The organism is Sphingobacterium sp. IITKGP-BTPF85 (assembly GCF_001006065.1).
In the GTDB taxonomy this organism is placed as follows: Bacteria; Bacteroidota; Bacteroidia; order Sphingobacteriales; family Sphingobacteriaceae; genus Sphingobacterium; species Sphingobacterium anhuiense.
In genome coordinates this window covers 1-15691 of record NZ_ASZT02000128.1, presented here as the reverse complement: position 1 = coordinate 15691, position 15691 = coordinate 1, and the positions used below count along the sequence as shown (strand labels likewise).

The following is a 15691-nucleotide window of genomic DNA, read 5'->3' as shown; positions in this document are numbered from 1 at the left end:
TTACCAACACAAGAAAATAAGGCAAATTTCTCTGCAATAGCTTATGCTTTTGCACTCCAAGTATCTTCTAGGACCAATATTCCAATTGGTATAGTCGAACTGGATGTTCCTGGATCCAATACCGAATCATGGATAGACCGTACAACATTAGAACAAAATAATCTACTAGCAAGCTACATCCATAGTTGGAGGAAATCCGATTTTATACAGGATTTTGCCGCAATAGATCTGATCAAAATCTGGCACTGTCCTCCGCAAAATATCAACGTCACCCTTATGAACCCGCCTACAATTTTGAAGCCGGTATATTGCATTGGTTACATACGCAATTCACAGCTATTTTGTGGTATCAAGGAGAAAGCAATGCCCATAACATTGAACTACACGAGCTATTATTTAAAACACTTGTCAGTTCATGGCGCCAAAATTTTAAGCAAGACCTTCCTTTCTATTATGTGCAACTGTCAAGTATTGAACGTCCTTCATGGCCGAGATTCAGAGACAGTCAGCGCAAATTGAATACAGAACTTGAAAACACCTATATGGCTGTTTCATCAGATGTCGGTGATCTTTCGGATGTCCATCCTAAAAATAAGATCATTATCGGAAATCGATTGGCAAATCTAGCCCTTGCCCACGAATACAAATTCAAAATCAATGCAGATTATCCAACATTCGACCATTATACCATAAAAAACAGTAGGATCAAGGTCTATTTTAAAAACTGTAAATCACTCAAAACGAATAATAATCAACCTTTACAAGGATTTACCCTGATCGATGAAAAGGGATATTCCTTACAGCCTGGAAAAATATCGATTCAAAAAAATTGTGTATCGATTGATATGCCAAGTGATAAAATCATAACAGAAATCCGATACGCATATTCACCTTATAGCACTGCAAATTTGGAAAATGAAGCAAACGTACCAGCTTCAACATGCAGTTTTAAAATTGACTAAAAACGATGTATACTTTAACACAACTCGAAGAACTCGAAAAATTTTATAAAACACAGCTTCTAGAAGATACTGTTCCATTTTGGTTTCCAAAATCATTTGACCATGAAAACGGTGGATTTTTACTCATGCGTGATCAGGACGGAAGTTTAATTGATGATGACAAAGCAGTTTGGATTCAAGGACGAGCAACTTGGTTACTGGCAACACTATACAACACAGTAGAACCCAAACAAGAATGGTTAGACGGAGCTAAATTAGGCTACGATTTTATCCAAAAATACTGCTTTGATACCGACGGACAAATGTTTTTCCATGTCACGAAAGATGGTCAGGCGATCCGTAAAAGAAGATACTATTTCTCCGAGACTTTTGCGGTTATTGCCTTTGCTGCCTATGCAAAGGCCTCAGGCAGTCAAGAAGCAGCCGAACAGGCTCGTGCTATTTTTGGGAAATGTATCCAATATGCTTCCGGAGAAATCAAATTAGCTCCTAAGTTTACAGATACAAGGCCTTCAAAAGGTATTGGAACGCCGATGATTATGATCAATACGGCACAACAACTACGTGACACAATTGGTGACCCGCGCTGTGATGAAGCCATCGCTAATTGGATAAAAGAAATTGAAACCAACTTCGTGAAACACGACCTCAAGGTAGTCATGGAACAAGTGTCGCCGACAGGAGAAATCATCGATCATATTGATGGCAGAACCTTAAATCCCGGCCATGCCATAGAAGGAGCCTGGTTTATTCTACATGAAGCCCAATACCGCAACAACGATCCAAAGCTTATCGAATTAGGTTGTAAAATGCTTGACTATATGTGGGAAAGAGGTTGGGATAAAGAATTTGGAGGTATTTTATACTTTAGAGATCTATACAATAAGCCTGTACAAGAATATTGGCAGGATATGAAATTCTGGTGGCCTCAAAACGAAACCATCATTGCCACTCTGCTTGCGTATTTATTGACAGGAAACGAAAAGTATGCCGACATGCATCAAAAAATACATCAGTATGGCTATGAAAAATTTCACGATCAGAAGCATGGCGAATGGTTTGGATATCTCCATCGGGATGGTTCAATTGCACAGACTGCGAAAGGAAATCTATTCAAAGGACCATTCCACCTACCTCGTCAGGAATGGTATTGTTGGACAATTCTTAAAAACTTCTTAACGGATAGAAATGAATCTTAAGCTCAAATACCTTAGCATTTTACTTGTTAGCATCAGTTTTTTTCAATCTCGTCTGCACAAGAAAACTTAATTCCATTACCGATCAACATGGAATTGGGGGAAGGTATGCTTGATCTGAACAAGGGAATTATTGTAAATGAAAATAATCCAGCACTAACGAATGAATATCAACTGGCCAAAACCATTCTTGCAGATTGGAAAATAGGAACTAAAAAAACTGGTCATAACAACAGCCTGCCACTCCTAACACTTGAGCTATTAAGTGGTTTATCCGAAAATAAGGAAGCTTATTATTTGAAAATTGATGAGAAAGGAATCCACATAAAAGCACACAATAGTGCAGGCATTTATTACGGACTACAAACATTAAGACAATTTTCAATTCAGCAAAAAAAGCTTTCATTTTGTGAGATCAATGACAAACCGGCATTCTCATGGCGGTCCTTCCTCGTTGATGTCGGACGAAATTATCAACCTCTTGCTATGCTAAAAGAACAGGTTGATATCATGGCACGTTATAAATTAAATGTTTTACACTTTCATTTTACAGAAGATATTGCTTGGCGTTTAGCCAGTAAAAAATACCCGGATCTTACCGATCCATCTAACATTACCAGAGGTAAAGGGGAGCATTATACAGAACAAGAGTTCAAAGAACTCATAAGTTATTGCAAACTACGCCATATCTTGCTTTTACCTGAAATTGATATGCCAGGACACAGTGATGCTTTCAAAAGATATTTTGGAGTAGGCATGCAAACGGACTCTGGTATGGTATATATTAAGGAACTTTTAAAAGAATTTTCACAAACCTATACCGATCTCCCCTATCTGCACATTGGAGGTGATGAAGTAAAAATCAGCAACAAAAACTTCATGCCTGAAATCACAAAATACGTTGAAGAATTAGGTTATAAAACAATTGGTTGGGATCCGGGCAGTAATCTTATGCCACAGACCATTCGACAACTGTGGATGGGTGGTCCCAAAAAAATTCTAGAACAGGGGGACCATGTATTTATCGATTCCAAACATCTCTATATAAATCATATGGATCCTTTGGAAACTGTAACGACCTTATTTCATAGAAAAATTGGCGAACAAGATAAGGAGCATAAAAATCTGATCGGAGCAACCTTGTGTTCATGGCCAGATCGTGCAGTAGCCGAACCTCAGGATATGTTTGTCCAAAACGCCATATATCCCGCTCTTGTCACATTTGCAGAACGCAGTTGGCGAGGTGGTGGTATAGCTGGCTGGACATGTAATATTGTGCAAGAAAGTCTTCCTGCTTATCAGGAATTTAAAGCATTTGAAACTAGACTGCTCCATCATAAAAACAGCTATTTTTCTGATAAACCATTTCCCTATGTCAAACAAATAGGATCAAAATGGGAACTGATCGGCCCCTTTCAAAATGAGGGCAATCTTGCAAAAACATTTCCAATAGAAACGAAACCATTTGCACCTGATATAACAGTTACAAAAACAATAGCGGGAGGTACCGTGATACTGAGACATTGGTGGGCAGATATCATACCTGGTGCACTTAAAAATCCACAAGAGAACACAACTTGGTACGCACGTACCAAGATATGGAGTGAAAAAAGCGAGCACAAATTATTCTGGATCGGATTCAACAATCTATCTCGGTCATATGCAAGCAATACACCCCAATTACACACTTGGGATGATCTTGGAAGCCAAGTCTGGGTCAATAATAAAACGATCGAACCGCCTATTTGGAAGCATGCCGGTGCAAAAGGAGATTTAGAAACTCCTCTAGTAGACGAAGGCTATTCCTACAGAGCGCCAACAAAGATTTTATTGAAAAAAGGTTGGAATGAAATTTTAATCAAATTACCGATCAGCGATTTTAAAGGAACCGATTGGCAAAATCCAGTAAAATGGATGTTTACATTTATACAGAGTAATTAATAACCAAAACATTATATCATGCAAAAATTATTTTTAACGTTTTCTATCCTGCTATCATCGACGATGATCCAAGCACAAGAAACGACTGTTTTTAAATCGGGAGATGACGGTTACAAAAGTTACCGTATTCCAGCGATTGTCAAAGATAAAAGTAACAATCTGATTGCATTCTCCGAAGGCCGTGTTGAACATGCCGGAGACTACGGAAATGTCGATATCGTTTACAAAATCAGTTCTGACAATGGAAAAACATGGGGACCTCTGCAGATAGCTGTAGACCAAGATAAATTACAGGCGGGCAACCCCGCACCTATCGTTGATCTATTAGATCCACAATATCCAAAAGGACGAATTTTCTTATTCTACAATACAGGAAATAATCACGAAGGAGATGTCAGAAAAGGAAATGGAATTCGCGAATGCTGGTATATCACTTCTACAGATGGAGGAAAAACATGGGCTGCACCGACAAACATTACAACTGCAGTGCATCGTCCAAATCAACCCGCGTTCAATCCTAATTATACTTTTAAAGAGGATTGGAGAACCTACGCGAATACACCTGGTCATGCTTTACAATTTGATTCCGGAAAATATAAAGGCCGTATATACATTCCTGCAAATCATTCAGAAGGAGACCCAAAACCTGCAGGAAAAGATTATTTTGCACATAGTTATTATTCCGACGACCATGGTAAAACTTTCAAAATCGGAAATACAATAAGCTTTGAAGGTGGAAATGAAACGATGGCCGCACAGATCTCCGAAACAGGATTGTATATGAATACTAGAAACCAACAGGGAAATGTACGAAACCGTATTATTTCTTATTCGAATGATGGCGGAGCAACATGGGATACCACTTTCTATGATAAAAATCTACCAGATCCTGTTAACCAAGGTTCTACCCTATCTTGGAAAAAAGGTAAAAATTATATTCTAGCTGTTTGCAATGCTGCCTCTCAAAAAGATAGAGATAATTTAACATTACGAATCAGTAAAGATCAAGGAAAGACCTGGTATTTTAACCATGTAGTGGCAAAAGCACCTGTGGGCTATAAAGATTCTTATGCCGCCTATTCAGATATTATTCTGATCAACAATAAGAAGATCGGCGTGCTTTATGAAAAGGATAATTACGAAACGATTGTTTTTGACACGGTGTCAATCAAATAGCAACCTGTTGCATCGAACTAAAAAGTGTCTGAATCTTTAGATACAGACACTTTTTTACTATGTATCTCAAAATTTAAAACATGGGTACTTCAATCAATAAAACTTGAGCATCCGATGTAGAAAGCATATCGATTTCGTTTATTTCCCAAATTCCAACCGCATCTCTGCGATTTAACTTCTCTCCTGCTATTTCGATGGCCCCCTCTAAAACAAATACGTAAACACCATTTGCTTCACTATGCAATTGATAATTAACGGTAGTATCCACCTCAATATCTGCTAAATTGAAATAAGCATCTTGATTAATAAAGACCGCTTGGGCATCTGCTGTATTGGGAGAAACGATCGTCGCAAACTTATTTTTTCGATCTAAATCCAAATATGACTTCTGATCATAACTTGGGGTCAACTGTCTTTCACTCGGGATAACCCAAATTTGAAGAAATTTAACAGGATCTACTTTACTACCATTAAATTCAGAATGCGTAACGCCAGTTCCTGCGGACATAATTTGCACATCACCAGTTTGGATATCACGACTGGTTCCCATGCTGTCTTGATGAGCCAAAACACCCGCTAACGGGATACTGACGATCTCCATATTATCATGGGGATGACGTCCAAAACCATTTCCTGCTTCAACAAAATCATCATTCAAAACACGTAATGCTCCGAAATTAACCTTATCCTGATCGAAATAATTTCCGAAACTAAAAGAGTGGGCACTTTTCAACCATCCAAAGTCAACATGACCACGTTTTTCTGATTTATGTATTATCTTTTGCATTTGATTATAATTATATGTTCAAACACACAAATAACATACCAAGCTAGAAATCAATAAAATAATGGACTATTTAACATGACAGATTGACAAATCTGCTCCTAGAATTTCTTTAAAAGACGCAGGGAAAACTTCCATACTCAAAACAATGAAGCATTATTTCAATTTATCCGGTGAAAAAGCATAAATAAGTGCTCTCGCTAATATCCGATTAGGATCAATTAAGGTCATGCCATTATGATCATTTTCTGGAAGAGCGAGTGGCAGTTCAGTACATCCTAAGACAATAATTTCTGCTCCTCCTTTTTTTAACTCGTCCATCGCGCTATGCAATTCCAGACGGACTTTGTTGGTCACAGGAGTTGACTGCGCTTTAATTCCATATTCCTTATCATATATAGCAGCATGTATCCGGTCTTGCCAATCTTCACTTGGTTCTACAATTTCGAAACCTTCTTTCAGTAACAAATCTCGATAAAGCCCACTGTTACGTGTACCTGTAGTAGAAAGGATACCAACTTTTGCTTTTGAATATAATGCCTTCATGTAAGAAATCGTCTCATTAACGAGATGCAGTATTTTAATCTTTTGGTTCGTTTTAGCTAGTTCCTGTTCATATACCCCATAAATAGGATCTGCATGAGCAGTATTACAAGGAATACCTACAATAGTAACACCCGCACTTTCCATCTGTCGTGTGATTTCTGCTAAAGCTATAGCCGGATTAACAGTTGAATGTCCCTTTAAATATTCTGAGCGATCACCAATTAAGTTCGGAAACGAATAAAGCATAACGGGTAAATGTTCCTGATCTGACAGCGCTATAGTTTCCTCAATAATTTTTTTATACAAGTCAAGCCCTCCTAAAGGACCAACACCTCCTACAATACCTATCATATTTCCTCCTTATCTAATCTAACTCTCCTTTCGCCATTTGCATGACCAGAAGTTTGATTTTATTCCAAAAATAATTCCACTAAATATTTCATACCATCGATTCCCGAATACGAATTATAAAATGCTACGACACTTTCTCTTGACGCCTCATTATGGCTCTAAATCCAGGATTTGAACCTGTAGACCATAGCACATTCACACTTTTAAATACGCAAACCAAGTGCCAAATGAAAATGTCGATCTATCACCTGAACATCAGCATCATTTCTTGTTAATGCACACTCTTTGAACATTAATTTATGTGTTGATTTATTAAGCTTTTGCTATTCATTTTGCGCTTAGTAAAAATGCATTTATACAGATAAAAAAAATCATATAGGCATTTTTTGAAAACCATGGACATAAAAAAAGCGACTTAATTTCTTAAGTCGCTTTCGTAGCCCGTAGGGGAATCGAACCCCTGTTTCTAGAATGAAAATCTAACGTCCTAACCCCTAGACGAACGGGCCATTTGGCATCTCCAATAGGATATTTCCCTGTTTGGAGATGCAAATATAGATATTTTTATTAATCTTCCAAAAAAGAAATGAAAAATTTTTTAAATCAAATCAAAACCGATGTCTCTGCGGAAATATTTACCATCGAAATAGATTCTTCCTGCATCAGCAGTTGCCTGTTGCAAAGCATCAAACAACGTATCCTGCAATGTCGTTACTGCGATAACACGACCTCCTGCAGTCACAACATTATCGTCTTGCATGCTGGTACCTGCGTGAAATACAATCGACTCTTTTACATTTTCAATATTTGAAATCACCTTACCAGACTCATAGTTTCCAGGATATCCTCCAGCAACCAGCATAACAGTTACTGCCGTTTTTGGAGTAACAGTATAAGAGCGTGTTTCTAGATTACCTTGAGCAACACCTTCTAATAAGTCAATTAAATCGGACTCAATACGTGGCAAAACAGATTCTGTTTCCGGATCACCCATACGCACATTATATTCGATCACTAATGGTTCGCCGTCAACATTCATCAAGCCAATGAAAATAAATCCTTTATATGGAATATTATCTTTCTTTAATCCTTCAACAGTTGGCTTAATAATACGCTCCTCAACCTTACTTATAAAAGCCTCATCAGCAAAAGGAACTGGAGATATTGATCCCATTCCCCCTGTATTTAAGCCTGTATCCCCTTCTCCAATACGCTTATAATCTTTAGCTGAAGGCAATACTTTGTACGAGTTACCATCTGTTAAAACAAAAACAGACAATTCAATACCTTTCAAAAACTCTTCTACAACAACAACATCACTCGCTGCACCAAATTTAGAATCAGCGATCATCGCCTTCAGTTCCAACTTGGCATCTTCCAATGTTTCACAGATCAGTACCCCTTTTCCAGCAGCTAAACCATCTGCTTTCAATACAATTGGTAACTTTTGAGTTTCCAGATATGCAAGACCTTCCTCCAAATTTGTTTTATCAAAAGAACGTGAAGCGGCAGTAGGAATACCATGACGGTCCATAAATTGCTTAGAAAAATCTTTCGATCCTTCTAGTTGCGCACCTTCTTGCTGTGGACCGATAACAGGTATATGCTTTAAATCGGCACGGTTCAAGAAATAATCATGAATACCTTTTACTAGAGGCTCCTCAGGGCCTACCAAAACCATGTTAACATCATTTTCAAGAACAAAACTTGCGATACCGTCAAAGTCAGTCACTTTTAATGCTACATTTTTACCATACGCACCTGTACCTGCATTTCCAGGAGCAATAAACAAATTTTGAAGACGCTTACTTTGCGAAAGTTTGTAGGCGAAGGCTGATTCACGACCGCCAGAACCAATGATTAGGATATTCATAGCACAAAGATATTTGTTTTAAGCTAATATTGATAGAAAATTTCTAATTGCATTGATATCAAATTCTAAACAACGGATTATTTAATAATTTTTCGTAATTTATTCCAAATTATTGACCCTCAATGTATGAATCTTAAGGCAAGCTTGTTTAGTTTATTATTCATAATTCCTTTTATGTCATTAGGACAAACGGATATCCGACAGTTCATCGATAAATTAGGAAATTATGCTGCAAGAAATCCAAAAGAAAAAATCCATGTTCATATGGACAAAGAAAGCTATTCAGCTGGCGAAAATATTTGGATGAAGCTGTACTGCACACTTACACCAGACAACCTCTTATCCGGAGTAAGCCAAGTTGCCTATATTGATTTAATATCTCCAGATAATAAAACAGTAAATACCTTAAAAATCCCCCTAACCGCTGGCTTAGGCATTGCTGATCTGGCCTTATCAGATACCCTTATCGAGGGTTCCTATCGTATCCGTGCTTATACACAATGGATGAGAAATGATAGTACTGCATACTTCTTTGACAAAACACTACCCATCTATAATGGTCGATCGGATAATATTACGACCGAAGATGAAATCATCTTCGATGGAGAGAAAAAATACTACGCAGTAAAACTAAAAACATTATCAGGAGTTCCCCTGCCAGAAATTAATATTAGCTACAAAACCCATCTCAAGAATGGAAAACAAAGATCCTCACGAGAAAAAACAGATCAGCAGGGTCAGCTTTTGATTGATCTTAAAGATATACCTGCAGGTGAAATCATCAATTTGTCTTTTAAATCAATAGACGGAATAATAATTCGTAAAACATTTACCGTTCCAGCAGATAAATCAAGTAACAGCCTGCAAATACTACCCGAATCAGGCAACATTATAAACCAACTACACACTAAAATAGGCTTTAAAGCTCTTAATAGTAAAGGACTGGGAGAAAAGTGCACCATCATCATTATGGACAGCAACAAGGAGAAGATAGTCGAGATGGAAACCAGTCCGCTCGGTATGGTCAGCTATCCTTTTGTTTTGGATGCAAAATTAAAATATACAGCCATAGCGACATTTACCGACGGCACTAAAACAGAAACACCTTTTCCGTCAATCAGCCTGTCAGGACTAAACATGAATGTGGGCAATCTTACTGATGACAGGGTCTTTGTACAGGTTAATGCTAGCCCTGATCAAATCAATCAGCAAGAAATTTATCTTATCGCCCAATATAATGGAAATTCATTTCATGTTTCCAAGCAAAAATTGAATAAAAACGAAGTCCTTTTTTCCATCCCCAGACAAAATCTGCCTCAGGGAGTTATACAGTTATCCATATTGGATGCAACCCTAAAGCCTTTACTAGAACGAATGATTTTCAACTATCGGGCTGATAAGATTCTTCCTATCGAAGCAACCGCTGATAAACCCACCTATGGAACCCGTCAAAAAGTAAACATTAGCGTTTTAAGCGGAAACACCACAGACTCCATTCGGGTTGGTTCATTATCAGCATCAGTTGTTAATAGCAATAAAACCCAGATTGATACTCCCTATAGATCCAGCATATATACGTCCTTGCTATTAAGTTCGGAAATAAATGGATTCATAGAAAACCCCAACTATTATTTTTCAGATAGTAAAGACATTAAAAAAAGTGATCTGGATAATCTGATGCTGATACAAGGGTGGAGAAAATTAGACTGGGCAAAAATAGATGAAATGTCTGATCCAAAATATAATTTTGAAAAAAATATATCCATATCAGGAACAATAAAAAAACTTGGTAGAAAAGCGGTTGTGCCAAAAGCAACTGTTACTCTGATCCCTACAACCAATATGACTGCCGCTATTGATACGCTAACGAACGAAGCTGGAAAATTTTCTTTTGATGACCTGTTATTTACCGACAGTATCAAATTCATTATGACGGCAAAATCCGATAAAGATAAAAATAGACTGGACATTGAGCTTGATGAAATCGAGGAACCAGCAAATGGTATCAATAAAAATTTACCTGAAGTACTGAACAATATAAACACCAAATACTTAGGAAATATAAAAAATGCACAAGCCTACTTTGCACAGCTAGAAGCCGCTGGACTCAAACAGCGCTCCATACAACTCGAAGAAGTTAAAATTACCCGCACAGCAATAAAAAAGGCCGTTGCCAATTCAAGTAACTTAAATGGACCAGGCAATGCCGATCAAGTACTTACAGAAGAGGATCTGTCAAACTGCAGTACATTAGAACAATGTCTAGTCGGACGACTCACAGGTGTGATGTGGAGGAACGGTGTACCTTACAATACCCGAGGCAACGGACCTATGCAGGTTGTCCTCGACGGCATGTACATCGAAGGTGATCAGATCTCGATGTTAAGTGCCGCGGATGTAGGGAGTATTGAGGTCCTGAGAAACATTAATCATACTGCAATCTATGGTTCATATGGAGGCAATGGTTTAATTGTAATTACAACAAAAAGAGGCAATGGCGCTACAACTGCATTTAAACCAACAGGCATTCGTACCATTATACCGAAAGGCTTTAACCTGAGTCGAACATTTTATAAACCGAGCTACGAAGCAAAAGATGTATCAAAAATAGTTTCAGATTTAAGAACGACAATACACTGGGAACCTAACATCATTACCGATCAAGTTGGAAAAGCAAGTTTCGATTTTTATACTTCGGACGAAAAAGGTCCATATACAATAATTTTGGAAGGTATAGACTTCAATGGAAAGATAGGCAGGAAAGAAATTAATATAAATGTGGTTGAATAAATTTACAAGAACATAAATCTTATGAAATATCCATGTAGTACAAACTGCACAAACACCAATGAAAATACTTGGATATTCCATATGGCCTTTTTAAAAAAAAATAATTACATATGAAACATATACAAATCAAAACGGAAGACCGTATCGCGAACATATTTTTAGACCGAGGAAAATCCAATGCAATGGATACGGTGCTGCTTGAAGAACTAATTGCTTGTATACACGATTTAAAATCAGATGTGGCTATTGAAGGTGTTATCATTCATGGCAAAGAAGGTTTTTTCAGCGCCGGTTTAGATCTGATCACATTATATGAATACAATGAAACCGAAATCAGAGACTTCTGGTCACTCTTTTTCAAAACAACACGTGATCTGGCTTCGTTTCCAAAACCAATTGTATCCGCAATTTCCGGCCATAGCCCTGCAGGAGGATGTGTTATCGCAATCTGTTGTGATTATAGGATCATGGCAGAAGGAAATTTTATTATCGGCCTAAACGAAATTCCAGTTGGATTAATTGTACCAGAAAGTATATTTCACCTTTATAGCTTTTGGCTAGGGAAAGGGAATGCCTATCGCTTTTTACTTGAGGGAAAATTACTGTCACCACAAGAAGCCCTTACAGTAGGTCTTGTTGATGAAGTCGTGCCAGCAAATGCAATTCACACCGCCGCTTTACGCAAGATCAAATCAGTAACCCAGTTTGATAAAGAAACATGGAAAACCTGCAAATTGAACTTCAGAAAAGAACTTCTAGAAAACCTCGGCGCAAAAGAGGAAGAAACAATTGAAAAAATATTAGAGCAATGGTGGAAGCCTCAACTCGTAGTATTCTAAAAACAATCATACACAATTTAACGAACAAAACTAAATAAGTCAATTAATTTAAGATTAACGTACAACGTATTTGAATAAAGCAACCGTTGTTCTATTTTTGTAATTAACTCGGATTAATAAAAATCCGCTCAAGTAGATGATAATAACCATGGTGAAAAAAATATTGGGAGTCTGGCTCATTGCAGTTTTTCTTTTCAGCAGTTGCAATAGAACTGCTGAGAAAAAGGAAAGTCAACTGGATTCTATCGATACGATAGCAAAAGATACACTGCCGATCCCATCAGATTCAACAGATACGATCCAAGAACAAGCACCACAGGGCGAATCATTAGACGCGGCCATAATGAATATTATTCAAGCATTTAACAAACAAGATTCCAAGGCTTTAAACAATTATATTGACAAAACGGTCGGTTATTACACCATCTATAGACCTGGAGTGCAAGCCATCTATACACATGCTGTGGCTTTTGATTTCAATCATCCAATACCCGATTATTACCCTTATCCGCATACCAATTTCTTAGGAAAGGTTACGATAGGGCAATTGCCGGTATATGACTGCGGAAAAGAGGCCTGGAATAAAAAGGGGTTATTTTGTAATAACAAACAACATCCAACAGAACTATCGCATACCGCAAAATTCATGAACGAGATCTCGGATGCTAAAATATCAAATGCTGAGATTCAAAAACTAAAAGCTTTAGAAGCTAAAAGTTACCGCGTCATACTAACCGATAAAAACGCTCCACTTATCTTCCACATCACAAATAAAAATAGTAAGTGGATATTTACGGTACTTGATCGTGCTTATGGTGGATGTGATGCCTAATAATAATGATTTATTTCACATTAAAAGCATTACATTCCTAAAAAATATTTAATTTGACAGTTTAAATTCACAATAACAATGAATAGTCTGGATCAGGAATTACAAGCAAAAGTCAACCAATGGCTTAGCTCAGAATACGATGAAGCAACAAGAGCTGCTTTACAAATTTTAATTGATAACAACGAAGTAACTGAACTAACAGATTCATTCTATAAAGATTTAGAATTTGGTACAGGAGGTTTACGTGGCATCATGGGTGTAGGATCCAATAGGATAAATAAGTATACCATCGGTAAAGCAACTCAGGGGTTGGCAAACTATCTAAAAAAGCAATTTCCAAATCAGGTCATTAAAGTAGCTGTAGCTTACGACAGCCGCAACAACTCACAAAGCCTAGGAACGCTGGTGGCTGATGTATTTGCGGCAAATGGAATCCAAGTATATTTATTTAATGAACTGCGTCCAACACCTGTACTATCATTTGCAATCCGTCACTTTGGCTGCCAAAGTGGTGTCATGCTTACCGCCTCACATAATCCAAAAGAATATAATGCTACAAGGCCTATTGGAACGACGGATGCCAATTAACAGCTCCGCACGATACAAATGTCATTACAGAAGTTAATGCTATCCATAGCGTTTCGCAAATATCATTTCAGCCAATTCCAGAAAATATTATACCTGTAGGAGATGAAATTGATGAAATTTACATTAATGAAAATAAAAAATTAAGTATCCACCCGGAGGCTGTAGAAGCTCAAAAAGATCTTAAAATCGTATTTTCTCCTATTCATGGAACAGGAATTACAATTGTTCCAAAATTATTGGAAGCGTGGGGATTTAACAATGTTTCCATTGTAGAAGAACAAGCCACTCCAGATGGTAATTTTCCAACAGTTATTTATCCTAATCCAGAAGAAGAAGATGCTATGGCATTGGCCAAAAGAAAAGGTGAAGAGCTGGATGCTGATCTCGTACTAGCAACAGATCCCGATGCTGATCGCGTTGGAATCGCAGTTAAAAACGATAAAGGTAGTTTTCAATTACTGAACGGTAACCAGATCGGTAGTCTACTTGTTTATTATGTATTAAGTTCTAAAAAAGAACAAAATCAACTTAATAACAATCCCTATGTTGTAAAAACAATCGTCACAACAAATCTTCAAGCTGAAATTGCCAACCATTTTAATGTACCTTACTATGAGACCTTAACTGGATTCAAATATATTGGCGAACTAATGACCAAATTAGGCGATTCAGCGACATATTTAGTTGGCGGAGAAGAAAGCTATGGTTACTTAGTCGGAAGTCTTGTACGTGATAAGGATGCCCCAAATGCATGCGCATTCTTAGCAGAGATGACCGCCTATTACAAATCGAAAGGCAAATCTTTATATGAAGTTCTCCTTGACCTGTATCAAGAATTTGGATGCTACCAAGAAAAATTAGTTTCATTAACTAAAAAAGGTAAAGCTGGTGCAGAAGAAATCAAAGCAATGATGAGTAACCTGCGTGCCAATTTGCCTAAATCTTTAGGAGGCATAGCTGTTGTAGAAGTTCGTGATTATGAAAATTCGGTCGCCATAGATATAGCCACCGGTACTAAAACAGTCATTGATCTCCCGAAATCGGACGTCTTACAATTTATCACTGTAGATGGTGATGTTATTTCTGCGAGACCATCAGGAACAGAACCTAAAATAAAATTTTATTGTTCAGTAAAAGCACCATTAACAGCTAAATCGCACTATGAACAGCTCCAAAAAGAGTTAGCCACAAAAGTGGACCGAATGATGGCCGATATTATTTAATCGTACGAATGGAAAAGTGGAAATTACTATCATCAGAATATATCTCGAAAGCACCTTGGGCTACCTTACGAAGGGATACCTGTGAGTTGCCTAACGGCAGTATTAATGATCATTACTATGTGCTAGAATATCCAAACTGGGTCAATATGGTCGGTATAACGGAAGACAATAAGTTGATCGTCATCAAACAATATAGACACGCTGCCGGCGAGGTTATTCTTGAAATACCGGCAGGAACGATGGAAGAAGGAGAAGATCCACAATTTACAGCGGAGCGAGAAATGCTTGAAGAGACAGGTTATTCTTTTACCAAGATTGAAAAAATTGCGGAACTTTATGCCAACCCTGCTACAAGTAAAAATATTACACATACTTACCTCATGCAGGGAGGAAAGAAGATCCAGGAGCAAGACCTAGATGAAAGTGAGCAAATAGATGTTTATTTGATTTCTATCGAAGAAGCAAAAGAATTGCTGTTGCAAAATAAATTTGGTCAGGCACTTCAAAGTTCAGCCTTATTTTATGCCTTTCACAAATTGAAAATATTTTAAGCATATTTAAATTAAAATTTCATACAGACCAGTAACAAA

General features: G+C 37.5%; 11 protein-coding genes, 1 tRNA gene and 1 pseudogene. 9 read left to right on the top strand and 4 right to left on the bottom strand.

What is annotated here, in order from left to right; genetic code table 11:
* Window positions 1-185 precede the first annotated feature (185 nt).
* The 4 genes from L950_RS19670 to L950_RS19655 are packed head-to-tail and all read left to right on the top strand — an operon-like array spanning window position 186 to window position 5275.
* Window positions 186-962, top strand: a complete 777-nt coding sequence (locus L950_RS19670; protein WP_052764488.1) for a sialate O-acetylesterase — start codon at window positions 186-188, stop codon at window positions 960-962.
* A 5-nt stretch (window positions 963-967) separates the two neighbouring features.
* A complete protein-coding gene (locus L950_RS19665) occupies window positions 968-2161 on the top strand; it encodes an AGE family epimerase/isomerase (RefSeq protein WP_021189377.1) in 1194 nt (397 codons plus the stop codon).
* A 45-nt stretch (window positions 2162-2206) separates the two neighbouring features.
* The gene (locus tag L950_RS19660; protein WP_316930712.1) at window positions 2207-4099 is read left to right on the top strand and encodes a family 20 glycosylhydrolase; all 1893 of its coding nucleotides are present in this window, start codon (window positions 2207-2209) and stop codon (window positions 4097-4099) included.
* 18 nt (window positions 4100-4117) lie between these two features.
* Window positions 4118-5275 (top strand): sialidase family protein, encoded by a 1158-nt coding sequence (locus tag L950_RS19655; protein WP_021189375.1) that lies wholly within the window; start codon window positions 4118-4120, stop codon window positions 5273-5275.
* A gap of 73 nt (window positions 5276-5348) precedes the next feature.
* Here L950_RS19655 and L950_RS19650 read toward each other — a convergent pair whose 3' ends face one another.
* The 4 genes from L950_RS19650 to purD all read right to left on the bottom strand — a co-directional run bounded on the left by L950_RS19650 (window position 5349) and on the right by purD (window position 8829).
* Complete coding sequence (locus L950_RS19650) at window positions 5349-6062, bottom strand: pirin family protein (RefSeq protein WP_021189374.1); 714 nt, start codon at window positions 6060-6062, stop codon at window positions 5349-5351.
* Window positions 6063-6215: 153 nt separating this feature from the next.
* Window positions 6216-6956, bottom strand: coding sequence for an aspartate/glutamate racemase family protein (locus L950_RS19645; protein WP_021189373.1), 741 nt, complete (start codon window positions 6954-6956; stop codon window positions 6216-6218).
* Window positions 6957-7393: 437 nt separating this feature from the next.
* Window positions 7394-7465, bottom strand: a tRNA-Glu gene (locus L950_RS19640).
* A gap of 89 nt (window positions 7466-7554) precedes the next feature.
* Window positions 7555-8829 carry a phosphoribosylamine--glycine ligase gene (gene purD, locus L950_RS19635; protein WP_021189372.1) on the bottom strand — a complete coding sequence of 425 codons (1275 nt, stop codon included), beginning with the start codon at window positions 8827-8829 and terminating at the stop codon, window positions 7555-7557.
* 174 nt (window positions 8830-9003) lie between these two features.
* Between purD and L950_RS19630 the strand changes: the two genes are divergently transcribed.
* The 5 genes and pseudogenes from L950_RS19630 (at window position 9004) to L950_RS19610 (ending at window position 15652) form a co-directional block, all read left to right on the top strand.
* Window positions 9004-11619, top strand: coding sequence for a carboxypeptidase-like regulatory domain-containing protein (locus L950_RS19630; protein WP_046792082.1), 2616 nt, complete (start codon window positions 9004-9006; stop codon window positions 11617-11619).
* Window positions 11620-11729: 110 nt separating this feature from the next.
* Window positions 11730-12458: an enoyl-CoA hydratase/isomerase family protein gene (locus tag L950_RS19625; protein ID WP_021189370.1), complete on the top strand. Its 729-nt coding sequence runs from the start codon at window positions 11730-11732 to the stop codon at window positions 12456-12458.
* A 148-nt stretch (window positions 12459-12606) separates the two neighbouring features.
* Window positions 12607-13290 (top strand): hypothetical protein, encoded by a 684-nt coding sequence (locus tag L950_RS19620; protein WP_156169772.1) that lies wholly within the window; start codon window positions 12607-12609, stop codon window positions 13288-13290.
* Between the two features lie 78 nt (window positions 13291-13368).
* Window positions 13369-15101: pseudogene (locus L950_RS19615) on the top strand (phospho-sugar mutase).
* Window positions 15102-15109: 8 nt separating this feature from the next.
* Window positions 15110-15652 (top strand): NUDIX hydrolase, encoded by a 543-nt coding sequence (locus L950_RS19610; protein ID WP_021189368.1) that lies wholly within the window; start codon window positions 15110-15112, stop codon window positions 15650-15652.
* Window positions 15653-15691: the final 39 nt, after the last annotated feature.